Below are 22,747 nucleotides of genomic sequence, written 5' to 3'. Positions count from 1 at the left end.
TGCACCCGCACGGAGGCGGCGGGAGAGCACTCGTACTGAAGCAGTGGGGGTTCACCCGTACTGAAGCAGAGCGCATCGCCCGTGGGTGAGAACGGTCACCCACGGGCGCGCACGTAGGCGGGCGGGTGCGCAGCGTCTACGTGCGGCGTACGCGCTCCTCTTCTGGCGGTGCGTGCGCTGTGCCTGTGGCGGTGCGTGTGCCGCGCCTCTGTGGGCCGCTCGCGAGGGCGTCCCGGAGTGCTGACCGGGGCGTCCCGCAGTGTGAAATACGGCATGGCCGGGGCCCGCGCCCCGGTTAGGCTGCGGGCCATGACCAGCGCATCCGACGCCGCCCAGTCCTCGCCCGTTCTCGACACCGCCCGCCGCGCCAGGGAGGCGGCCGCCGTGCTCGCCCCGCTGCCGCGCACGGCACGGGACGGCGCGCTGCTGGCCGTCGCCGACGCGCTGGTGGCCAGGACCGAGGAGATCGTCGCCGCCAACGAGGAGGACATCGCCAAGGCGCGGGCCGCCGGCACCAGCGACGCCATCGTGGACCGGCTCACGCTCACCCCGGAGCGGATCGCCGCCATCGCCGCCGACGTGCGTCACGTCGTGGCGCTGCCCGACCCGGTCGGCGAGGTCGTCCGCGGCTCGACCCTCCCGAACGGCCTGGACCTGCGCCAGGTCCGCGTCCCGCTCGGCGTCGTCGGCATCATCTACGAGGCCCGCCCGAACGTCACGGTGGACGCCGCCGCGCTCTGCCTGAAGTCCGGCAACGCCGTCCTGCTGCGCGGCTCGTCCTCCGCGTACTCCTCGAACACCGCCCTCGTGGCCGTCCTGCGCGACGCCGTGGAGTCGGCCGGGCTGCCTGCCGACGCCGTCCAGCTCGTGCCTGGCCAGAGCCGGGAGTCGGTGAAGGAGCTGATGCGCGCCCGCGGCCTGGTGGACGTGCTGATCCCGCGCGGCGGCGCCTCGCTCATCCGTACGGTCGTGGAGGAGTCCACCGTCCCGGTCATCGAGACCGGCACCGGCAACTGCCACGTGTACGTCGACAAGGACGCCGACATCGAGACGGCGCTCAAGATCCTCATCAACAGCAAGGCGCAGCGCCCGAGCGTCTGCAACGCCGCCGAGACCGTCCTCGTGCACGCCGGCATCGCGGACACCTTCCTGCCGCGCGCGCTGGCCGCGCTCACGGAGGCGGGCGTGATGGTGCACGGCGACGAGACCTGGCAGAAGGCCGGGCCCGGGATGGTCGCGCCGGCCACCGACGAGGACTGGGCCACGGAGTACCTCTCGTACGACATCGCCGCCGCCGTGGTGCCCGACCTGGACGCCGCCGTCGCGCACATCCGGCGCTGGTCCTCCGGCCACACGGAGGCGATCGTCACCACCTCGCAGGCAGCGGCCCGCCGCTTCACCCAGCTGGTGGACTCCACGACGGTCGCGGTCAACGCCTCGACCCGCTTCACCGACGGCAGCCAGTTCGGGTTCGGCGCGGAGATCGGCATCTCCACGCAGAAGCTGCACGCCCGCGGCCCGATGGGCCTGCCGGAGCTGACCTCGACCAAGTACATCGTCACCGGCGACGGCCACGTACGCGGCTGACGCCCCTTCGGGAACGCCCGCGGTCGGCGAGCCGCGGGCGAAGTTCCGCGTTCCGGCCCGTTTCCCGGCCGGTTTCCGCCCCGATCTCCCCGATCGAGGCGAATTCCCTTTCTCCCTGCCCAAATTGACCGTCCGCGGCTAATCTGGACGGGTGCCGGACGACGTGGGGGCCGGGCCGTTCCCGGACGGCGGCGAGCCCGACGAGCACCATCACGGGAACCACGGAGAGGCGGACGCGCGCTCGTCCCGCGGGGACGAGGGTGACGAGTTCGCCGCCGTGGTCTTCGACGAGGAGTTCGTCCGGTCCGCCCTCATTCACGAGCCGACCGCGGTCGAGCGGATGGTCGCCGCCGCGCAGGCCCGCGCCGAGACCGAGGCCGGCCGGGGGCGCCCGCTTCCGGCCGGTGACCCGCCCGGCGGCCAGGAGGGCCGAGAAAGCCCTGGAGGGCCCGCAGGGGCGCCGGACGGGCGGCGGAGCGGGGAATTCCTCCCCTACAGCCCCTACGGCCCGTACGGCGGCGCTCTTCGGCCGTACCGCGGTACGGCCCGCTGGCACCGCCCCATCGCCTGGGCGCTCGCCGTCCTGATGGGCATCGGCATGGTCGTCCTCGCCTTCACGGCCGTGTACCGCGGCGCGTCCGGCCGCACCCAGACCCCGGCCCCGCCGCCCGCGACCACCGGCGTCGACGGCAGACCGCCCACCGCGCACATCGGACAGGCGCCCGCCTCCAGCGCCGAACGCGGCGGCCCGGCCCCGCCCGTCGTACTGCCCTCGGCCTCCGCCGACTCCGGCCCGCCGTCGGCGTCCGCCGTGCCGCGCGTGCCCTGACCGGCCGCTCCCTTTCGCGCCGTCCGCGCGCCCTGCCTGACCTGCACGGGGAAGTTGGCGCGCACCTGGGCGTTTACCTCGGCCGCCGCCGACCTACTCTTGTTGTATGACCGGGCCAGGTGACCCTCCCGAAGGGACCCCAGAGGGAGCCCCGGGCGGAGGGGAGGACGAGTACCGATCCGTCGTGTTCGACGAATCGTTCGTACGCGCTGCGCGCTTGCAGGAGTTCTCCGCCCAGGAGCGGATGGTGGACCACGCACACGCGGTGCGCAGCCGCCATGCCTGGTCGCGTTTCGGCGGCTCCCGGCAGGCGCTGATCCTCGTCCTGCTGATAGCGCTGGCCTTCGGTACCGCCATCTACATGGGCGTCCGCCATCCGTACCGCGCGCCGAACCCCAGCCCCGCACCGCCGCTGCGCAGCACCGTCATTCCGCTCGCGCCCGTGGGCACGGTGCCCGGCGGGCGCCCCGGTGACCTGTACGGCCGCAGTCCGGCGGCCGGCTTCCGGACCGGCGCCGAGGGCGTCAACCTTCCCGTGGTGCGGCGCACCGGCGAGTTCTCCGAGAACCAGGTCATGACCGCGCTGACCACCGCGAAGGAGTACGTCGTACGGTCCTCGCTGGACCCGGACACGCTGGCCGGCGGGCCCGCGCGGGGCGTGCGGCTGCTGCTGGACACCTCGCAGCTCGATCAGTTCGACCGGAGTCTGGAGCGGCCGTCCGACGACGGGCGGCACGCCGCGACCGGCTGGCTGGTGCGCTTCGACCCCTCGCGCGTCCGGCTCGCCGATCCGCGCGTACGGGTCGAGGGCACCCTCGCGGCCGAACCGGCGGCGGGCGGCAACGCCCTGGAGGTCACCGCCGACTACACCTTCGTCTACGCGGTACGGCCACCCGGCGACCGGGCCGGCACCGGAGGGCCGGGGAGCACCGCACCGGCCGCCTCGGGCACGGCGACGGCGCCGTCCGGTTCGGGAAGGGCGGCACCGGCCGCCGACGCGCGGCCCGCGGGGAGCACCGCCGACGTACGGCGCGCGGGGAGCGCGAAGCCCGGTGACGGCGCGGCACACGCCCTCGCGCAGCGGCGGGCCGACGGCGCGTCACTCTTCACCGTCCGCCGCGAGCTGCACTTCCGCTTCGACCGCGACGACCTGCGCGACCGCCGCCTGGAGGTCCAGTCGAGCTACCTCCAGGCGGGGCCGATGTCCTGCAACTCCGGCCCGGAGAGCGCGCTGCGGCCGCTGCTCGCGGGCGAACGGGCCGGGAACGGCCGCCCCCAGGGCACCGATCCCTACGCCCACGGCAGCACCAACGCCTCGCTCTGCGGCGTCATGGCCCCGTCCGCCGAACCCAGCCCGCTGAACTAGCCGGACCGGACCGGACAGGGGGCCGGGCCGGGGCGGTGGTCGGGTGGCTCCGGGGCGCCTCCGAGCCGCTCGGAGGCTTCCGGTGAGCCGCTCGGAGGCGCCCGGCTCCGGGCCTTCCGCCGTCCGGCTCCCGGCCCTACTTGCCGTCGGACGGGGCGTCAGGGCCGTCGGTCCCCTGCCGGCCCGAGCCCCCGCTCCGGCCGCTGCCGAACACCGTGTCCCGCAGCTTTCCGCCCAGGTCGCCCGCGCCGCCCGCGATGTCCCGCACCAGGCCCATCAGCGGGTCCTTGCTGTTGCGCACCGAGTCGGCGTAGTGCGTCGCGGACTCCTTGAAGGAGTCGGACACCGAGGTGTCCTTGTCCTCGTCGCGGCGCGGGTAGTGCCCGTCCATGATGCGCTGGTGGTCCCGCGACGCGGCCCACTTCTTGAGCTCGGCGGCGCGCACGGTCGTGAACGGGTGGCTGCGCGGCAGCACGTTCAGGATCTTCAGCACGGAGTCGCGCAGGTCGCCGCCGCGCTCGTACTCCTCCGCCTGGGCGAGGAAGGAGTCGACGTTCATCTCGTGGAGGTGGTTGCCGCCCGCGAGCTTCATCAGGCCGCGCATCGAGGCCTGGAGGTCCTGGCCGACCAGCAGGCCCGCCCGGTCCGCCGAGAGCTCGGACTTGCGGAACCACTCGCGCAGCCCGGTCACTATCGCCATGATCGCCACATTGCCCAGCGGGATCCACGCGACCTTCAGAGCCAGGTTCGTCAGGAACAGCAGTATCGTCCGGTACACCGCGTGCCCGGACAGCGCGTGCCCGACCTCGTGGCCGACGACCGCGCGCATCTCCTCCTCGTCGAGCAGCTCGACGAGCCCCGTGGTCAGCACGATCACCGGCTCGTCCAGGCCGATGCACATGGCGTTGGGCTGCGGGTCCTGATTGACGTACATCGGCGGGACCTTCTCCAGGTCCAGGATGTAACAGGCGTCCCGCAGCATGTCGTTGAGGTGCGCGAACTGCTGGTCGCTGACCCGCACCGAATCCGAGAGATACATCAGCCGCAGGCTGCGCTCGGGCAGCAGACCGCTGAGTGCCTTGAAGACGGTGTCGAACCCGCTCAGCTTGCGCAGGGCCACCAGAGCGGACCGGTCCGCGGGGTGCTCGTACGCCCGGGAAGAGATCCCCGGGAACCTCCTGCGGTCCCTGCTCGGTACGCGTTCGCTGCCGTTCGGGCCATCCGTCATTGGGGCCTCCCCCTGAATTCGACTGCGTGATTTCAGAGTAGAGGACGCCACTGACAGCGCTTTGGATGCCCGGCGTACGCTGGCGGAGGAACGAATCGCCGCAGATGCCCGCAAGGGACGGCCCATGCGTGCGGATGCCCGGGGGCCGCCACGCGTGCGCACCGCGGCGGAGGACGGCCGGACGACCGGCCCGGGTCCGTGCCGCGCACGAGCCCGCACAGACCCCCACAAAGGAGCGCGACCCCTCATGGTGGACCCGAGCGTGCTGCTCGCCGCACAGACCTCCAACGCCGACGGACCGGGCTGGATCCTGCGTTCCGTGATCATCTTCGGCGTGCTCGGCGCGATCTTCCTGGCCTGGTTCCTGCTGCGCGGCTACGGCGGCGACCAGGAGTGAGGCGTGCCCGAGGCGCCGGGCGAGCCGCCCGAGGTGCCGGGCAAAGCCCTCCGACGAGGGCGGATGGTGAGGCGGTACGGCGCTCCGACGAGGGCGGAAACCACCGGAAAGGTCCCCTCGTGGGCCGTTCCGGCGGAGTCGGCGTGAGGCCCGGACCGGCCCGCGCTTACGATGTGACCGAAGTCCCTGCCCGCATCAGCCCGGATTGGTTCTGCCGACGATGAGCCTGCACACCACCGCACACTCCGTCCTGGTCGCCCTCGCCGAGGGCGGCGAGCACGGCGGCAACCACAACAGCCTCAACCCCCTGATCACCGGTGGCGGCGCCCTCGTCGCGCTGCTGCTCCTGCTGTGGATCACCACGCGCTTCAACCGGGACCGCTGAGGCAGGGACCCGTATCCCTCGGCGAGCGGCGCCCAGTAGGGTCTGCACGCATGGGAGAGCAGACAGGGCCCGTGAAGCGGCGGCTCGGAGTGATGGGCGGGACTTTCGACCCGATCCACCATGGTCACCTGGTCGCCGCCAGCGAGGTGGCCAGCCAGTTCCACCTCGATGAGGTCATCTTCGTACCGACGGGACAGCCGTGGCAGAAGAGCCACAAGGCGGTGTCCCCGGCCGAGGACCGGTATTTGATGACGGTCATCGCGACCGCGTCCAACCCCCAGTTCTCCGTCAGCCGCATCGACATCGACCGCGGCGGCAAGACGTACACGATCGACACCCTCCGGGATCTGCGCACCGAGCACACGGACGCGGATCTCTTCTTCATCACCGGCGCCGACGCGCTCGGCCAGATCCTGACCTGGCGGGACGCGGAGGAGCTGTTCTCGCTCGCGCACTTCATCGGGGTGACCAGGCCCGGCCACGTACTGGCCGACCCCGGCCTGCCCGAGGGCGGGGTCTCCCTGGTCGAGGTGCCGGCCCTGGCCATCTCCTCGACCGACTGCCGGGCGCGCGTCGCCCAGGGTGAGCCGGTCTGGTACCTGGTGCCGGACGGCGTGGTGCGCTACATCGACAAGCGCCGTCTCTACCGGGACGACCGCGACGACGACCGCTGACGACGACCGCCGACGGGGCCGACGGAAAGAGGGCACCGGTGAACGACCGACAGGATCCGTACGCGCCACGGGACCCGTACGCCCAGGACCCCTACGAAGGGGGCCAGGACCAGCAGAACGGGCCCGGGTACGCCTACGACGCCTATGGGCAGCCGGTGTACCAGGAGACGCCGAACCAGTACGACCCCTACGGCACGCCGTACGGGCACCAGCAGGGCCAGGGTTACGAGCAGCCGTACGGCGGCCGGGGCCAGGGCTACGGCCAGAGCGGCTACGAACAGGGCGGTTACGACCAGGGGCACGGCCAGGGCTACGACCCGTACGGCGGCTACCAGCAGCCCGTACAGCAGGCCCAGCAGACCCAGCAGCAGAGCTGGGTCCCGCAGCAGCCGCAGTACGGGCAGCAGGAGTACGTCCAGCCGCAGCCCCACGAAGCGCAGCCCTCGTACGAGCCGCAGGCCCCGTACGAGGCGCAGTCTCCGTACGAGGCGCAGGCCCCGTCCGGTGGCCGGCCCGCGCACGAGACGGCCCCTTCGGGGGCGGCGCAGGCCCGGCCGGGCGGCGCCGGCAGCTTCACCGACGGCACGGACCGCCCGTCCGGCGAGGAGTACCGCACCGAGCAGTTCTCGTTCATCGAGGAGCAGGACGAGGACTCCGAAGACGTCATCGACTGGCTGAAGTTCACCGAGAGCCGCACCGAGCGGCGCGAGGAGGCCAAGCGCCGCGGCCGCAGCCGCATCATCGCGCTGACCGTCGTCCTCGTCCTGCTGGCCGCGGGCGGCGTCGGCTACCTGTGGTGGGCCGGCAAGCTCCCGGGCCTAGGCGGCGCCGCCACCGGGGACGCGGCCGCCGCCGCGGGCCAGAAGCGTGACGTGCTGCTGGTCCACCTCCGGCAGACCGGCAGCGACGAGAGCTCCACGGCGCTGCTAGTCGAGAACGAGACCACGCACAAGGGCACGACCGTCCTGCTCCCCAACAGCCTCGCGATCACCGGGGACGACGGCCAGGCCACCACCCTCGGCAAGTCCGTGCAGGACGCCGGCACCGACCCGACGCGCGACTCCCTGAACACGCTGCTGGGCGCCGACATCAAGGCGAGCTGGCGGCTGGACACGCCGTACCTGGAGAACCTCGTCGAGACGGTCGGCGGCATCACCGTGGACGCCGACGCCACCGTGCCCGGCGCCAAGAAGGGCGACGACCCGCTGGTCAAGGCGGGGAAGGGGCGCGTCATGAACGGCCAGGCGGCCGTCGCGTACGCCACCTACCGGGGCCCGGGCGAGCTGCAGACCAAGCAGCTGGCGCGCTTCGGGCAGGTGATGCAGGCCACCCTGAAGCGGATGTCCAGCGACGCGGACGGTGCGACCGCCACCGTGAAGGCCCTCATGCAGGTCCTGGATCCGCCGCTCACCGTGGGCCAGCTCGGCAGCTCCCTCGCGCAGCGCGCCGAGCTCGCCAAGACCGGTGCGTACCGGACGACCGTGCTGCCCGTGCAGCAGGACGGCACGCTCAGCGCGGGGACCGCCTCCGACGTGGTCAAGGACGTCCTGGGCGGCAAGGTGAAGAAGACCGACCCGAGCGCGACCGCCAGGGTCGGCGTCCGGAACGCCTCGGGCAGTCAGAAGGCGGTCGGACAGGCACAGGCCGCGCTGGTCAACGGCGGGTACTCCTTCGTGGACGGCGGCACCGCCGCGGGCTCCCTGTCGGCGTCCCGGGTGACGTACGCGGACGAGGCGTACAAGCCGCGCGCCGAGGAGGTCGCGAAGACGCTGGGCCTGTCGGCGAACGCGGTGAAGAAGGGCAAGGTCGCCTCGAACGCCGACATCACGGTGCTGCTGGGGAGCGACTACAAGGGGTGAGCGACGCGGGGCGGGGGCCGGCCACGACAGCGGCCCCCGCTCCGCCGCGTTTCTCCCCTTCACGGCCTGACCAGCGGCGATTGCCGCTTGTCCACAAGCTCGCCGGGGTGTCAGCGGTCCGTGAGACCCTTGAGGGGTACTTGACCGCTGACTCGGCTGCGGTCGGCGGGCCTTCCCGCGGACGGGGCCGGGGCAGCACCGCCACCGACCCGGAAGTTTGGCTTGTGACCGCCACGGACCGCTCCATCGAGCTCATCAACGCCGCCGCGCAGGCGGCCGCCGACAAGCTCGCGCACGACATCATCGCGTACGACGTCAGCGACGTCCTCTCGATCACCGACGCCTTCCTGCTGGCCTCGGCGCCCAACGACCGCCAGGTCAAGTCGATCGTCGACGAGATCGAGGAGCGGCTGAACAAGGACCTGGGCGCCAAGCCGGTGCGCCGCGAGGGCGACCGCGAGGCCCGCTGGGTGCTCCTGGACTACGTCGACATCGTCGTCCATGTCCAGCACAGCGAGGAGCGTGTGTTCTACGCCCTGGAGCGCCTGTGGAAGGACTGCCCCGAGCTGGAGCTTCCGGAGGACGCCAAGGCGACCCGTGGCAAGGCCGCGGAGCACGCCGAGGAGACCGCCGCCGAGCAGGACGGAGAGCTGCGCTGAACGGCACGAAGGGGGGCCGTGGCCGCAAGATCGTCCTGTGGCGGCACGGCCAGACGGCATGGAACCTGGAGCGGCGCTTCCAGGGCACCACGGACATCGAGCTCACCGAGGCGGGCGTCGAGCAGGCGCGCCGCGCCGCTCGGCTGCTCGCCGCGCTGAAGCCGGACGCGATCATCGCTTCCGACCTCAAGCGGGCGCGGCGGACCGCCGCCGAGCTGTCGGAGGTCACGCGGCTGGACGTGACGCACGACGAGGCGCTGCGCGAGACGTACGCGGGTGCCTGGCAGGGCCTGACGCACGAAGAGATCATGGCCGCGTACGGCGAGCAGTACGCCGCCTGGAAGCGCGGCGAGCCGGTGCGCCGTGGTGGCGGCGAGCTGGAGACCGAGGTCGCGGACCGCGCGGCGCCGCTCGTGCGGCTGGCGGCGGACAAGCTGCCCGACGACGGCACTCTGGTCGTGGTGAGCCACGGCGGCACGATCCGTACGACGATCGGCCGGCTGCTGGGCCTGGAGCCGCACCACTGGGAGGGCCTGGGCGGCCTGTCGAACTGCTGCTGGTCCGTCCTGGGCGAGGGGGCGCGCGGCTGGCGCCTGCTGGAGCACAACGCCGGCACCCTTCCCGAGCCGGTGCTGGGCGACGACGACTGACGCCCGGCGGACCGGTCGGCGGCGGCTCTCCGGGGGCCGTTCGGCGGCCGGCCGGACCCGGATTTCACATCTGGGCAGGTCGCAGGCTAAAGTTCTTCTTGTTCGCGGCGCCGCCGGGGAAAACCCCGGAGGAGCGGAACAAGACCCGGGGCTATAGCTCAGTTGGTAGAGCGCCTGCATGGCATGCAGGAGGTCAGGAGTTCAATTCTCCTTAGCTCCACAACCCGGATGATCCCGCCCTCTGGCGGAGACGGAGAGCGATTCTCCGCCTCGCCAGGAGGCGGGATCACTGCTGTTTCCGGGCTTCGAGGGCGCGTTCCTCGCCGTGCGCGCCGTGGTGAGCGCCCGCGCAATGGCTTGTGCGTAACTGCGCGGCGACAGCGGGAAGCGCGTCCGAACCGGCGAGGCTGCGGGCCTGACCTGGTCGGCGGTCCGTGGCAGAATCGGACGGCGCCGGCAGGGGAGGAGAGAACGCGATGCCCACGAGCATCATCGAGGAGGTCCGTGACCTGCTCGGCGTTGCCACCTCCGCGCTGCAATGCCCTTCCTGCGGCTCGCCGCACGTGGCGCAGATGCTGGGCGACAACGGTGGGATCTCGTTCGTCTGTACGGCCTGCGGCCACAGCTGGAGCTGACTGATGGGGGCACACAGCCGGAAGTGCGACTGGTGCGCCAGCGGTACGCCCATCGTGCGTGACATGGAGCCGCCGAACCCCGACTTCCAGTACTGGTGCGAGGAATGCGCCCGGGCACTGGTCATCAAGGGCGACCCCATCGAGACCTACCGTGAGCTGGACGGCGAGCCCATCTACGGCCGCCTGCTCGACGAGCACTGCACGCTGAAGCGGTTCTACTCCTTCGCCACCGCCTGAGGCACACGCGAGAGTTCGGCTCCTGAGGCCCTGTCGCCCGAGCCCGCTTTCCCGGCGCACCACCGCGCTCGCAGCGCCCCCGTCACCCCTGCATGACCGTTTCTCCACAACTTCGGCGCATAACAAGCGCCCTGAGGTATTTTCAGCTCCCACGCCATGGACCGGACCGGTCCGCTCCTCTATGTGCCTACTGAGGGCGATTGGCCGGAAAATTCACGTTGAGGGTGGAACTCCGGCCGTACCGTGAGGCGTTGTAGGAATCAGAACTGCCGCCGCGAAACGTCCGGCGGCAAGGGGGAAGCGACGGGGGTCGCAAGTGACCGACACAGTTGTGGGGGCCGCACCGCAGACGGGGACCATCGCGGAGCGGGACGACGGGCGGGCGACGGCGGCGGGACTCACGCCATTCGCCGACGCATTGCGCGTTCCGCCCGTCATCAAGCCGGGCCGCGCGGAAGCCCTGCGCGGCATCACCATCGAGCAGAAGACCAGCTGGGTGCGGCTGCAATCCCAGCTCCCGCCCACCAAGGTGTGGGCGTACGAGGGGCATTACCCGGGCCCGACCATCGACATCCGCCGCGGCCGGCGGCTCCGGGTGTCCTGGACGAACCGCCTCACGGGCGCCTTCCCGGTGACCGCGGTGGAGGTGGCGGCGACGCCGGAGGTGCCCGCGCCGCTGGACGAGCCGGGGCGCGGTGGGACCGCCCCGGTGCCCGGCGTGGCCGAACTCCCGCCGTGGGTCGTCACGCACCTGCACGGCGCGGTGACCGGCGGCGGCAACGACGGCTGGTCGGAGAACGCCGTATCGCCCGGCGACGCCCAGCTCTCCGAGTATCCGAACGACCACCGGGCGACGACCTGGTGGTACCACGACCACGCCATGGACATCACCCGCTGGAACGTCTTCTCCGGCCTGGCCGGGATGTACCTCCTGCGGGACGACGAGGAGGACGCGCTGCACCTCCCGTCCGGCGAGCGCGAGATCCCGCTGGTCATCCAGGACCGCAACCTCGACACGGACGAGGAGGGCCGGCTGACCGGCAGGCTGCTCCACAAGACCCTGATCGTCGGCAAGGACAACCAGGGAAAGAACATCACCATCCCGTTCTCGGGCCCCTACACGCTCGTGAACGGCACGGTCTGGCCCCACCTGGACGTCGACGCACGCTGGTACCGCTTCCGGCTGCTCAACGCCTCCAACGCCCGGACGTACATCCTCCAGCTGATCGACGAGGAGACGGGCCGCCCGGTCACCGGCGCGGTGCACCAGATCGGTTCGGACGGCGGGCTGTTGCCGCGCCCGCTGCCCGTGGACGGGACGCTGTCGGTGGCCTCCGCCGAGCGGATGGACCTGCTGATCGACTTCGGCCGGCTGCGCGGCCGGCGGCTGCGGCTGGTCAACGCCGCGCCGGGCGTGAAGTACCCCCAGGTGATGCAGTTCCGGGTCGGTTCGAAGAAGGTGACCGATTCCTTCGTACTGCCCGCGGTGATCTCGCCGACCTTCGAGCGGATCACCCATGACAACGCGCCGAAGCACGAGCACCGCCTGATAGCCCTCACCCCGCCGGGCCCGATCGGCAACGGCCACCCGGAAATGTGGGAGATGCACGAGGTCGACCCCGGCCACGTGACCATCCCGTCCGAGGGCATCATCCAGATCAAGCGGCCCGACGGCACGACGCGTACGTACCAGCGCGGCGCCCGCATGTTCGACGACGCCCTCGGGTTCATGGTCCGGTACGACGACTGGGAGCAGTGGAGCTTCCTGAACCTGGGCGGCGCCGGTACGCACCCGATGCACCTCCACCTGATCGACTTCCAGGTGCTCGGCCGCGACCGGTATCCGGCGGTGCCGGACAGCCCGTACGACAACGCGCTGGGAGGTACCCGCAGCCCGCTGGAGTACGGGGGCCAGGTCCCGGTGGCCCCGGGCGATCAGGGCTGGAAGGACGTCATACAGGTGCCGCCGGGCCAGATGGTGAATGTGATCGGCCGCTTCCACGGCGCCAAGGGCCGCTTCATGTACCACTGCCATCTGCTGGAACACGAGGACATGGGGATGATGCGTCCGTTCGTGGTGATGCCTCCGGAGGTGCTGGTGTTCCATCACCACCAGCCGGGTGGGGGGCACGACCACGGGGGTCACTGACCCGGGACGCGCCGGTCCGGCGCAGGAGGACGGCGGTCAGCAGCAGAAGCGCGACGCCCGCGATCGGGTAGACGCCCGAGAGCAGCATCTGGCCGCCGTTCTGGTGCAGTTCCGCGTGGGTGTGGGGCCGGTGCGGCACCCACCACAGAGCGAAGGAGGCGAAGAGCAGCCCGAGTGCCCCGGTCGCGGCCCAGAGCCGGCGGCCCGCCCGGGTGGCCCGGCCGCCGCGGCGCACGGCCTCGGTGCCGAGCAGGATCAGCATCGGTACGGCCCACACCCAGTGGTGCGACCAGGAGACCGGACTGACCAGCAGCGCGGTGGTGGCGCAGACCACGGCCGCCCAGGCGCGCTCTCCGCGCAGCAGGGCGGTGGTGGCGAATGCCAGCCCCGCGATCGCCGCCGCGGCCGCCGCGGCCGGCCACCACAGGCCGGTGTCGGGGGTGTGCAGCAGCCGGGCGAGGACGCCGCGCAGCGACTGGTTCGCGGTGATCTCCACATCGCCCGGCCGGTCGGAGGCGAAGACGATCTCGGTCCAGAAGCGGGCCGAGTCGCGGGGGAGAGCCAGGGCGGAGAGGAGGACGGTGCCGAGGAAGGCCAGGACGGCGATGCAGGCCTGACGCAGCCAGGGGTTCCACGTGCCGCGCAGTCCCTGGCCGGGGCGGCGCAGCTGACGGGCGCGCAGCAGCCCGGCCAGCGCGAGCCATACGGCGAAGAGGGCCGGGGTGAGCTTGATCCCGGCCGCGATGCCGATGCCGATGCCTGCCCAGCGGCTGGTGTCCCGGCGGGTGACGTCCCAGAGCACGAGCACGGCGAGGAGGAGGTTGATCTGCCCATAGCGCAGCGTGGTCCACACGGGCTCGCACCACACCAGCAGCGCGGAGAGCGCGAGCGTCAGGGTGGCCTGCCGGGCGCGCGGGGCGCGGGACCCGGGGGTGGCCGAGGGCAGGCCGGTCAGCCGCAGGGTGAGGTGCACCACGGCGACCAGGAGCAGGAGGTTGCCGAGGGTGGCGAGCGTGCGCATCTCCGGTACGCCGAGGACGGTCAGCGGCATGAAGAGCAGGGCGGCGAAGGGGGGATAGGTGTTGGGCAGCCGCGCGGAGGTGGCGAGCATGTCGTAGAGGTCGCCGCCTGTGCGGGCGGTCCAGCCCTCGGCGCGGTAGACCATCAGGTCCAGCATGGTCACGCCGGCCAGCCGCTGGACGATCCAGAAGACCGTGAAGGAGAGCGCGCAGGCCAGGGCGGCCACCAGGACGCGGCGGCGCGCGCCCGGAGGAGAGGACGGGCCGCGGAGTCCGGCGGACTGGTCGAGCTTCGGCGCGGTCACGTTCCAGGCCCCCGGTTTCTTTCGAGCACTGACGATCGACAGTACCGCTGCCGACCGCCTCACCGGGTGCCCGCGTCGGCCCTCAGGGGGACCGGCGGAGCGGTGCCGGAAAGGGTCCGGGAAAGCGATTTGGCAAAGGCCCGGGGCAGCCGTGTAATGTAGTCGATGTCGCCGCGAGGGAAACCCCGCGAAGACCACAACAGAACACGGGGCTATAGCTCAGTTGGTAGAGCGCCTGCATGGCATGCAGGAGGTCAGGAGTTCAATTCTCCTTAGCTCCACAGTGATCAGAGCGGGCCGTCCGAAGAGGACGGCCCGCTTTGGCGTGTGTGCGGATTGCCCGGTACGCCGTGCTCGCTCGCCCACACTCGCCGGCCCGCCCGCCCGCCGACCGGCGCTGGCCCGGCTGTGATCGCGAGTCCCCGCCCTCTGCCCGCGCCTCCTGTTCCCTGCCGGCCCGGCTGTGCCGCGCGTCACCCGCGGTGCGCCGCTGTCGGAGATCACGGCTTCTCCAGGCGGAGCGCCAGGGCTGGGCAGCGGCGTACGGCGCGCTGGGCGCGGGCCCGCAGCGCTCCCGGGAGCACGTCGTCGGAGAGCACGGGGAAGCCGTCCCGGTCGAGCCGTACGGCCTCGGGCAGCAGCCCGGCGCACAGCCCGTGCCCCTCGCACAGCGTCCAGTCCACCGCCAGCCGCTCTCCGGCGGTCTCCAGGGCCCCGGGCCCCTCTCCCGCGCCGTTCGCCGCACCGGCGTCCTCCTCGGGCGGCAGCGGGAGCAGCCCGGCGGTGGGCCGGCCGCAGCCGTTGCCCAGGACGTGCGCGGCGAGATCGTCGGGGAAGGCGGCGAGCGCCGACAGAACGAACCGGGCCGCGCCGTCGGGGTGTTTGCAGGCACCCCGCCCCCGTACGCCGCGCGCCGCCGCCCGTACCGCCTCCAGGGCCGGCTGCCCGCCGCCGCCCAGTGCCTCCGCGAGGACGTCGGCCAGTGAGGGCAGGCCCAGCCGGCACGGCCCGCACTGCCCCGCCGACTCCGCCGCCAGCCACCGCGCGATCCGCAGCGCCTCGCCGAGCGGGCAGGTCCGCGCGGACAGCGGCAGTACCGCGCCCGCGCCCAGCGCGCCGCCGCGCGCCGCGAGCGCCTCCCGGGAGAGCGGCGTCCCGTACGCCGTGGCGGGGTCCAGCCAGGCCCCGTGGTACCCGCCGATCAGCACGCCGGGGGGCGCCGGCTCCGCGCCGCAGGCCTGCAGGACGTACGGCAGCGGCACGCCGCTGGGGGCCTCGACCACCATGGGCGTGGGGACGGCGCCGGAGACCGTGAGCAGGATCGTGCCCGGCTCGCCGGGCAGGCCGGTGCCGGCGTAGAGGTCGGGGCCGAGGCGCGCGGCGACGGCGAGTTGGGCGAAGGTCTCGGCGTTCGACAGCAGCGTCGGGGCACCGCCGAGCCCGGACTCGGCGGCCCGCGCCCGGCGGCCCGGGGGCACCGGCGGCCCGCCCTCGGCGGCCCTGATCAGCGCGGACGCCTCCCCGGACACCAGGCGCTCGGGCGAGCGCACGACCTGCGCGCGCAGCGCACGCCCGCGCCGTTTGCGCGCCAGTCCGCGTTCCGCGAGGGCTTCCCGTACGGAGTTCTCGGCGGTCGCCTTCGTCACGCCGACGACGACCAGGCGGGCGCCGAGCGCGGTAGCGGCCAGCAGCGCACCGTCCAGGACGAGGTGCGGCGCGCGGCACAGCAGCACGGTGTCCTTGCGGCAGGCGGGCTCGCCCTCGCAGCCGTTGACCACGACGACGGGGCGCACCCCGCGGCGGGCCGCCGCCTCGGCGACCGCCGTCAGCTTCCGCGCGAGCGGGAACCCGGCGCCGCCCCGGCCGCGCAGCGCCACGGCGTCGGCGACGGCGGCCAGCTGGTTCCAGGTCAGTACGGGCGGCGAGCCGTGGAGGAGCAGGTGCTGCTTGCGGTTCAGCCGCTCCGCGTCGTCGAACCCGGCGCACAGTCGTGGCAGTCCGAGCACCTGTACGCCGGGCACATCGGGCAGCGGCCCGCCGGCCGCATACGGGACCAGCGTGGCGACGGTCACGGGGTCCGGCCGTTCGGAGCGTGCGGGACGGCAGCGCCCTCGGGGACCACGGGCTGCACGAGGGTGGGCGGTCCGGCCCACTCGGAGCCGTGGGGCGCGGCCCCGAGGCCGGCGTACGGGAGGCGCTCAGTGTGCACCTCGCCCGCGGCGAAGTCGGTGTCCGGGAGGCCGTCGTCGTACGGCGCGTACGGTGCGGAGACGTACGGCAGCCTCTGTGTGGGGGCGTCGGCCAGGGCCCACGAGGGGGCCGCTTGCGCCGCGCCTACGGGGACGGCGCTCGCGTCGTGCTCGAAGCCCGCGTCGTGCTCGAAGCCCGCCGGGGCCGCCTCCTGGGAGGCCGTGTGCGCCTCGGGGGCGGAGTGCGTCTGCGTACGTCCCGCCGCTCTGCGTCCGGTCCGTCGCCTGCCCGGCTTCCGGGAGGGCAGCGGCAAGGAGAAGGGCAGGTCCCGCCGCAACGTGAGGTACGGGAACCGCGCGCACGGCGTGAACAGCAGGCGGGCCAGCAGCGCGCCCAGGACCGCGGTGAGACACAGCACGTACCCCGTCGTGACCCAGCCGGCGGGCGCGCGGCCGGACTTGAGCCCGTGCACGAGGGCCAGGCACCACGCGGCGTACGCGCTGGTGTGCAGGGCCCGCCAGCGCCCGGAGGTCCGCCCGCGCCCGGCGAACGCGCTGCGCAGCGCGCCGGTCGCGGCGGCCAGCACCATGAGCAGCCCGGCCAGCGTGCCGAACCCGATGAGCGGTGCCGTGCCCGGTGCGACGGGCCCGGCGAGCACCACGGAGGCGAAGGGCAGGAACGCGTCCAGGAAGCGGGCGTGCGCCTCGGCCACCTTGACGGCGATGTGCAGCACCAGGAAGCCGAGCGAGGCAGTGGCGAGCGCCCGGTGGATGCCCTGCGCGAGGAGTCTGGTGCGCGGTGCCAGGACCGTGCGGCCGGTCGAGAGCAGGCCCCAGACCACGGCGGAGGTCAGCGAGACGAGCGTGAGCACCCCGGCGGTCTGGTCGAAGAACGCGCGGAAGGCGGGTGCGGCGGCGAGGAGCGGGAGGGCCAGCAGGGTGCCGGCCCCGAAGGTGAGCGCGGGGCGCGGCTTCCGGAGGCGCTGGGGGAGGTGTGCGCGGGGGAGGCGGGGACGGCGGGGGCGGGCCGCTCGGCGCGCCGTCCGGCCCGATAAGAGTGGCATGCCCGGCAAGCTAGGGGCCGTCTCGCGGGCGTAACGGCGGCTTGCCGTATCCCGCCCGTACGGCGCGACCCGCTGCTAACGTCGGTCCGTTCGCGCCCCGCACACCCGCTCGGCCGTTCCTTGTCCCACGTGAACACCACTGTCAATGCAGGACAGTTGGTAGGCGCTCCGTGGTCATTTCTTGTCCGTCCTTGGACGCTTCTTGGCCATCCCATGCCCCTGACGTGAACAGATCATCGAAAGAGTGACGCAGCGCGCGCGAGTGGCCGCCATGGCGTGCACCGTGCGCCATCGCGGAGACCGCGTGCACCGCACGCGACGCGTCGCATCGCAGGGGGTTTCATGAGATCAAGACGCTCCGGAGCGCGCCGCAGACGCGCCGGACTGGCCGTGGCGGTGACGCTGCCGCTGGCCGCCGGCGCGCTGGCGCTGGGCACGCCCGCCGCCGGTGCCGCCGGGCACGACGGCCGGGACGCGCTGCACGGTACGAAGCCGCAGTGGGCCACGCAGCAGGCCGACCGTGGCAGCACCAGGGGGACCGACCGGGTCACCGCCCGGGTGTTCCTGGCCGGACGGGACGCGAAGGGTCTCGCGGCCTACGCCAGGGCCGTCTCGGACCCGTCCTCGGCCTCGTACGGGAAGTACCTTGATGCCGACCGCGCGCAGGCACGTTTCGGCGCCACCGAGGAGCAGGTGTCGGCGGTCACCCACTGGCTCACGGGGGCCGGCCTGAAGGTCACCGGGAAGGACCGCCGCTCCATATCCGTGACCGGCACCACCGCGGCGGCGGAGCAGGCCTTCGCCACGGCTCTGCACGACTACCGCAAGGGCGCGCACACGTACCACGCCCCCTCCCGCACGGCCTCCGCCCCGGAGTCGCTGCACGGCGCGGTCCTCACGGTCACCGGCCTGGACAGCGCCCCGCACATGGCGCGGCACCACGCCCAGCTGCCGCCGCCCAGCGGGGTCTTCCGCAACTCCGGGCCGTTCTCCAGCTACTACGGCTCCAGGACGGACAAGAGCCTGCCCTCCGCATACGGGGCGAAGCAGCCGTACGCGGTGAAGGGCTACACGGGCAAGCAGCTGCGCGCCGCCTACGGGGCGGGCAAGCGCACCGGCAAGGGTGTCACGGTGGCCGTCACCGACGCCTACGCCTCGCCGACCATCGCCGCCGACGCCCGCAAGTACGCCGACCGCAACGGGGACGCGGGATACACGAAGGGCCGGCTCTCCCAGGTGCTGCCCAAGAAGTACTCGCACATCGAGGAGTGCGACGCGGCCGGCTGGTACGGGGAGGAGACCCTCGACGTAGAGGCGGTGCACGCGGTCGCCCCCGAGGCCGACATCGTCTACGTGGGCGGCGCGTCCTGCATGGACGACGACCTCCTGGACTCCCTGGGGAAGATCGTCGACGGCCGGCTCGCCGACATCGTCTCGAACAGCTGGGGCGACATCGAGGCCAACGAGACCCCGGACGTGGCCGCGGCGTACGACCAGATCTTCCAGCTGGGCGCCGTCGAGGGCATCGGCTTCTACTTCTCCTCCGGCGACAACGGCGACGAGGTCGCCAACACCGGCACCAAGCAGGTCGACACCCCCGCGAATTCCGCGTGGGTGACCGCCGTGGGCGGTACCGCCCTCGCCGTCGGCAAGGGCGACAAGTACCTCTGGGAAACCGGCTGGGGCACGCGGAAGGCCGATCTGGCGGCCGACGGCGGCAGCTGGCAGGACTTCCCCGGCGCCTTCACCTCCGGGGCCGGCGGCGGCACCAGTAGGACCGTCGCGCAGCCCTTCTATCAGCGCGGCGTCGTACCGAACAAGCTTTCGAAGGTGAATGACGGCACCCCGATGCGCACCGTTCCCGACATCTCAGCGGTGGCCGACCCGAACACCGGCTTCCTCGTGGGCCAGACCCAGTCGCTCCCGAACGGCTCGCTCGCCTATGACGAGTACCGCATCGGCGGCACCTCATTGGCGGCGCCGGTGATCGCGGGTGTGCAGGCGCTGGCGCAGCAGGCCCGGCACGGCGTCCCGATCGGCTTCGCGAACCCCACCATCTACCAGCGGTACGGCACCTCCGCGTACCACGACGTCACCGACCACCCGCTGGGCGCCGGGCGGGACCTCGCGGTGGTCCGGGTGGACTACGTGAACGGGATCGACGCCAGTGAGGGCACGACCACCTCGCTGCGCAGCCTGGGCAAGGACAGCTCGCTGCGCGCCGTCGTCGGCTACGACGACGTCACGGGCGTCGGCACGCCGGGCAGGAGCTACGTGGCCTCCTACCGGCCCTGAGGCCCCGTGTGCCGGGCCGCTGTCCGGTCCGGCATGTGGGACGGGGGCCCGCGCGAGGGAATCCTCGGCGCGGGCCCCTGGCGCCCTGCGGTACCCTGACGCCATGCGTGCCGTACGCCTTCTGCTTAGCGGGCCGCGCTGATCAGTACCGACCGGACCGGAGACTGCGAGGTCCGAGTCGGAATCGGCGCGGCGTCCCCTCCTGTGCGAGGGGCCTTTTTGTTTCCGGCGCCGACCGGCAAGAAGGTGCCCGCAAGGGGTGCGTTTCCGCAGGCAGAGACGATCGATGGAGCTTTGAGGACGATGAGCGAGACGACCACGGCCGCTGAGGCGGCGGCCCCGCACCGCTATACGGCCGCGCTGGCCGCGGACATCGAGGCACGCTGGCAGGACTTCTGGGACGAGAACGGCACCTACGAGGCGCCGAACCCCAGCGGTGACCTGGCCGGCGACCCGGAGCTGGCGGCCAGGCCGAAGAAGTTCATCATGGACATGTTCCCGTACCCCTCGGGTGCGGGCCTGCACGTCGGCCACCCGCTGGGCTACATCGCCACCGACGTCTACGCCCGCCACCAGCGCATGACGGGCCACAACGTCCTGCACACCCTGGGCTTCGACGCCTTCGGCCTGCCCGCCGAGCAGTACGCCGTCCAGACGGGCACCCACCCGCGGGTCTCCACCGAGGCCAACATCGTCAACATGAAGGCGCAGCTGCGCCGCCTGGGCCTGGGCCACGACCAGCGTCGTTCGGTCGAGACGATCGACCCGGCGTACTACAAGTGGACCCAGTGGATCTTCCTGCAGATCTTCAACTCCTGGTACGACGCCGAGGCCGGGAAGGCGCGCCCGATCGACGAGCTGGTCGCCCAGTTCGAGGCGGGGGAGCGGGAGACCCCGGACGGCCGCGCGTGGGCCGACCTGGCGGCCATCGAGCGCGCCAACATCCTGGGCGAGTACCGCCTGGCGTACGCCTCCGACGCGCCGGTCAACTGGTGCCCCGGTCTGGGCACCGTGCTGGCCAACGAGGAGGTCACCGCCGACGGCCGCTCCGAGCGCGGGAACTTCCCCGTCTTCAAGGCCAAGCTGCGCCAGTGGAACATGCGCATCACGGCCTACGCGGACCGCCTGCTGGACGACCTGGACGGGCTGGACTGGCCCGACGCGATCAAGCTGCAGCAGCGCAACTGGATCGGCCGCTCCGAGGGCGCGCGGGTCGACTTCCCCGTGGGCGGCCGGCGCATCACCGTCTTCACCACGCGCCAGGACACGCTGTTCGGCGCGACCTACATGGTGCTGGCCCCGGAGCACGAGCTGGTCTCCGGAGAGGACTCGATCGTCCCGGACGCCTGGCCCGAGGGCACGCACGACGTGTGGACCGGTGGCTACGCCACCCCGGCCGAGGCCGTCGCGGCCTACCGCAAGCAGGCCGCCTCGAAGTCCGACGTCGAGCGCCAGGCCGAGGCCAAGGACAAGACCGGCGTCTTCACCGGTGCGTACGCGACCAACCCGGTCAGCGGCGAGCGGGTCCCGGTCTTCATCGCCGACTACGTCCTGATGGGCTACGGCACCGGCGCGATCATGGCGGTTCCGGCGCACGACAGCCGCGACTTCGCCTTCGCGCGCGCCTTCGAGCTGCCCATGCGCTGCGTGGTCGAGCCCTCGGACGACCGCGGCACCGACCCGTCGACCTGGGACGACGCGTTCTCCTCGTACGACGCGAAGATCGTCAACTCCGCGTCCGAAGCTGTCTCCCTGGACGGCCTGTCGGTCACCGAGGCCAAGGCGAAGATCACCGAGTGGCTGGCCGGGCAGGGCATCGGCGAGGGCACCGTGAACTTCCGGCTGCGCGACTGGCTGTTCAGCCGGCAGCGCTACTGGGGCGAGCCCTTCCCGATCGTGTACGACGAGGACGGCGTGGCGCACGCGCTGCCCGAGTCGATGCTGCCGCTGGAGCTGCCCGAGGTCGAGGACTACTCCCCGCGCACCTTCGACCCCGACGACGCCAACACCTCCCCGGAGACCCCGCTGTCCCGGAACGAGGAGTGGGTCAACGTCGACCTGGACCTGGGCGACGGCCGGGGCGTGCGGCGCTACCGCCGCGAGACCAACACCATGCCCAACTGGGCCGGCTCCTGCTGGTACGAGCTGCGCTACCTGGACCCGAACAACGACCAGAAGCTGGTCGACCCGGCCATCGAGCAGTACTGGATGGGCCCGCGCGAGGGGCAGCCGCACGGCGGCGTCGACCTGTACGTGGGCGGCGCCGAGCACGCCGTGCTGCACCTGCTGTACGCGCGTTTCTGGTCCAAGGTGCTGTTCGACCTGGGGCACATCTCCTCGGCCGAGCCGTTCCACAAGCTGTACAACCAGGGCATGATCCAGGCCTTCGTGTACCGGGACAAGCGCGGCATCGCCGTCCCGGCGGCCGAGGTCGAGGAGCGCGACGGCGCGTACTACTACCAGGGCGAGAAGGTCAGCCGCGTCCTGGGCAAGATGGGCAAGTCCCTGAAGAACGCCGTCACTCCGGACGAGATCTGCCAGGAGTACGGCGCGGACACGCTGCGGCTGTACGAGATGGCGATGGGCCCGCTGGACGTCTCGCGCCCGTGGGACACCCGCGCCGTCGTCGGCCAGTACCGCCTGCTGCAGCGCCTGTGGCGCAACATCGTCGAGGAGGCCACCGGCGAGGTCACCGTCACGGACACCGAGCCGGACGAGGACACCCTGCGTGCCCTGCACAAGGCCATCGACGGCGTCAGCCAGGACATGGCCGGCCTGCGCTTCAACACCGCGATCGCCAAGATCACGGAGCTGAACAACCACCTGACGAAGGCCGGCGGCAGCGTCCCGCGCAGCGTCGCCGAGCAGCTGGTCCTGCTGGTCGCGCCGCTGGCCCCGCACATCGGTGAGGAGCTGTGGCGCAAGCTGGGCCACACCGACTCCGTGGTGCACGCGGACTTCCCGGTCGCCGACCCGGCGTACGTCGTGGACGAGACCGTGACCTGCGTCGTGCAGATCAAGGGCAAGGTCAAGGCTCGCCTGGAGGTGTCGCCGGCCATCTCGGACGCGGACCTGGAGGCGGCGGCGCTGGCCGAGCCCGCGGTCGTGACGGCGCTGGGCGGCGCCGGCATCCGCAAGGTGATCGTCCGGGCGCCGAAGCTGGTCAACATCGTTCCGGCATGATCCGGTCCGGGGCGTGCCCGTCCGGCGGGCGCGCCCC

General features: G+C 72.5%; 17 protein-coding genes, 2 tRNA genes and 1 pseudogene. 16 read left to right on the top strand and 4 right to left on the bottom strand.

Features of this window, described 5'->3' with window-relative positions:
* Positions 1-309: 309 nt before the first annotated feature.
* The 3 genes from ABZ840_RS12565 (at position 310) to ABZ840_RS12555 (ending at position 3,782) form a co-directional block, all read left to right on the top strand.
* A complete protein-coding gene (locus ABZ840_RS12565) occupies positions 310-1,587 on the top strand; it encodes a glutamate-5-semialdehyde dehydrogenase (RefSeq protein WP_361557599.1) in 1,278 nt (425 codons plus the stop codon).
* A 151-nt stretch (positions 1,588-1,738) separates the two neighbouring features.
* On the top strand, positions 1,739-2,416 hold the full coding sequence (locus ABZ840_RS12560; RefSeq protein WP_361557597.1) for a hypothetical protein: 678 nt from the start codon (positions 1,739-1,741) through the stop codon (positions 2,414-2,416).
* 106 nt (positions 2,417-2,522) lie between these two features.
* The gene (locus ABZ840_RS12555; RefSeq protein WP_361557594.1) at positions 2,523-3,782 is read left to right on the top strand and encodes a hypothetical protein; all 1,260 of its coding nucleotides are present in this window, start codon (positions 2,523-2,525) and stop codon (positions 3,780-3,782) included.
* Positions 3,783-3,918: 136 nt separating this feature from the next.
* Here ABZ840_RS12555 and ABZ840_RS12550 read toward each other — a convergent pair whose 3' ends face one another.
* The gene (locus tag ABZ840_RS12550; protein WP_361557591.1) at positions 3,919-5,010 is read right to left on the bottom strand and encodes a M48 family metallopeptidase; all 1,092 of its coding nucleotides are present in this window, start codon (positions 5,008-5,010) and stop codon (positions 3,919-3,921) included.
* Positions 5,011-5,257: 247 nt separating this feature from the next.
* On the opposite strand from ABZ840_RS12550, the gene ABZ840_RS12545 reads away from it, so the two are divergent.
* From ABZ840_RS12545 to phsA, 10 genes and pseudogenes are all read left to right on the top strand, one after another.
* On the top strand, positions 5,258-5,407 hold the full coding sequence (locus tag ABZ840_RS12545; protein ID WP_361557588.1) for a hypothetical protein: 150 nt from the start codon (positions 5,258-5,260) through the stop codon (positions 5,405-5,407).
* A 220-nt stretch (positions 5,408-5,627) separates the two neighbouring features.
* Positions 5,628-5,792 carry a hypothetical protein gene (locus ABZ840_RS12540; protein WP_361557585.1) on the top strand — a complete coding sequence of 55 codons (165 nt, stop codon included), beginning with the start codon at positions 5,628-5,630 and terminating at the stop codon, positions 5,790-5,792.
* A gap of 50 nt (positions 5,793-5,842) precedes the next feature.
* Positions 5,843-6,466 (top strand): nicotinate-nucleotide adenylyltransferase, encoded by a 624-nt coding sequence (gene nadD, locus ABZ840_RS12535; RefSeq protein ID WP_361557582.1) that lies wholly within the window; start codon positions 5,843-5,845, stop codon positions 6,464-6,466.
* A 38-nt stretch (positions 6,467-6,504) separates the two neighbouring features.
* Complete coding sequence (locus tag ABZ840_RS12530; RefSeq protein WP_361557579.1) at positions 6,505-8,325, top strand: LytR C-terminal domain-containing protein; 1,821 nt, start codon at positions 6,505-6,507, stop codon at positions 8,323-8,325.
* A 224-nt stretch (positions 8,326-8,549) separates the two neighbouring features.
* Positions 8,550-8,984, top strand: a complete 435-nt coding sequence (gene rsfS, locus ABZ840_RS12525; protein WP_361557576.1) for a ribosome silencing factor — start codon at positions 8,550-8,552, stop codon at positions 8,982-8,984.
* Positions 8,981-9,634: a histidine phosphatase family protein gene (locus ABZ840_RS12520; RefSeq protein WP_361557772.1), complete on the top strand. Its 654-nt coding sequence runs from the start codon at positions 8,981-8,983 to the stop codon at positions 9,632-9,634. The genes rsfS and ABZ840_RS12520 overlap by 4 nt, the downstream gene beginning before the upstream one ends.
* A gap of 147 nt (positions 9,635-9,781) precedes the next feature.
* Positions 9,782-9,854: transfer RNA gene (locus ABZ840_RS12515), tRNA-Ala, on the top strand.
* Positions 9,855-10,110: 256 nt separating this feature from the next.
* Positions 10,111-10,269, top strand: a complete 159-nt coding sequence (locus ABZ840_RS12510) for a hypothetical protein (protein WP_103834116.1) — start codon at positions 10,111-10,113, stop codon at positions 10,267-10,269.
* A 3-nt stretch (positions 10,270-10,272) separates the two neighbouring features.
* Positions 10,273-10,506 (top strand): hypothetical protein, encoded by a 234-nt coding sequence (locus tag ABZ840_RS12505; RefSeq protein WP_361557572.1) that lies wholly within the window; start codon positions 10,273-10,275, stop codon positions 10,504-10,506.
* Positions 10,507-10,822: 316 nt separating this feature from the next.
* Positions 10,823-12,559, top strand: a pseudogene (gene phsA, locus ABZ840_RS12500) (O-aminophenol oxidase PhsA); the annotation flags it as partial.
* On the opposite strand, the gene ABZ840_RS12495 reads toward phsA, so the two are convergent.
* Complete coding sequence (locus ABZ840_RS12495; RefSeq protein ID WP_361557769.1) at positions 12,525-13,901, bottom strand: glycosyltransferase 87 family protein; 1,377 nt, start codon at positions 13,899-13,901, stop codon at positions 12,525-12,527. The pseudogene phsA and the gene ABZ840_RS12495 sit on opposite strands and share 35 nt — an antisense overlap.
* Positions 13,902-14,187: 286 nt before the next feature.
* On the opposite strand from ABZ840_RS12495, the gene ABZ840_RS12490 reads away from it, so the two are divergent.
* Positions 14,188-14,260 (top strand) — tRNA-Ala (locus ABZ840_RS12490).
* Positions 14,261-14,479: 219 nt separating this feature from the next.
* On the opposite strand, the gene ABZ840_RS12485 is transcribed toward ABZ840_RS12490, so the two are convergent.
* Together ABZ840_RS12485 and ABZ840_RS12480 are read right to left on the bottom strand one after the other, a co-directional pair.
* On the bottom strand, positions 14,480-16,051 hold the full coding sequence (locus ABZ840_RS12485) for an NADH-ubiquinone oxidoreductase-F iron-sulfur binding region domain-containing protein (protein ID WP_361557569.1): 1,572 nt from the start codon (positions 16,049-16,051) through the stop codon (positions 14,480-14,482).
* Positions 16,048-17,232 (bottom strand): hypothetical protein, encoded by a 1,185-nt coding sequence (locus ABZ840_RS12480; protein ID WP_361557566.1) that lies wholly within the window; start codon positions 17,230-17,232, stop codon positions 16,048-16,050. The genes ABZ840_RS12485 and ABZ840_RS12480 overlap by 4 nt, the downstream gene beginning before the upstream one ends.
* A 342-nt stretch (positions 17,233-17,574) precedes the next feature.
* Between ABZ840_RS12480 and ABZ840_RS12475 the strand changes: the two genes are divergently transcribed.
* On the top strand, positions 17,575-19,527 hold the full coding sequence (locus ABZ840_RS12475; RefSeq protein WP_361557563.1) for a S53 family peptidase: 1,953 nt from the start codon (positions 17,575-17,577) through the stop codon (positions 19,525-19,527).
* Between the two features lie 303 nt (positions 19,528-19,830).
* Complete coding sequence (leuS, locus tag ABZ840_RS12470) at positions 19,831-22,710, top strand: leucine--tRNA ligase (protein WP_361557560.1); 2,880 nt, start codon at positions 19,831-19,833, stop codon at positions 22,708-22,710.
* Positions 22,711-22,747: the final 37 nt, after the last annotated feature.

The organism is Streptomyces sp. NPDC047117 (assembly GCF_040643545.1).
In the GTDB taxonomy this organism is placed as follows: Bacteria; Actinomycetota; Actinomycetes; order Streptomycetales; family Streptomycetaceae; genus Streptomyces.
The sequence above is the reverse complement of the archived record's forward strand: the minus strand, read 5'-3'. Positions and strand labels throughout refer to the sequence as shown.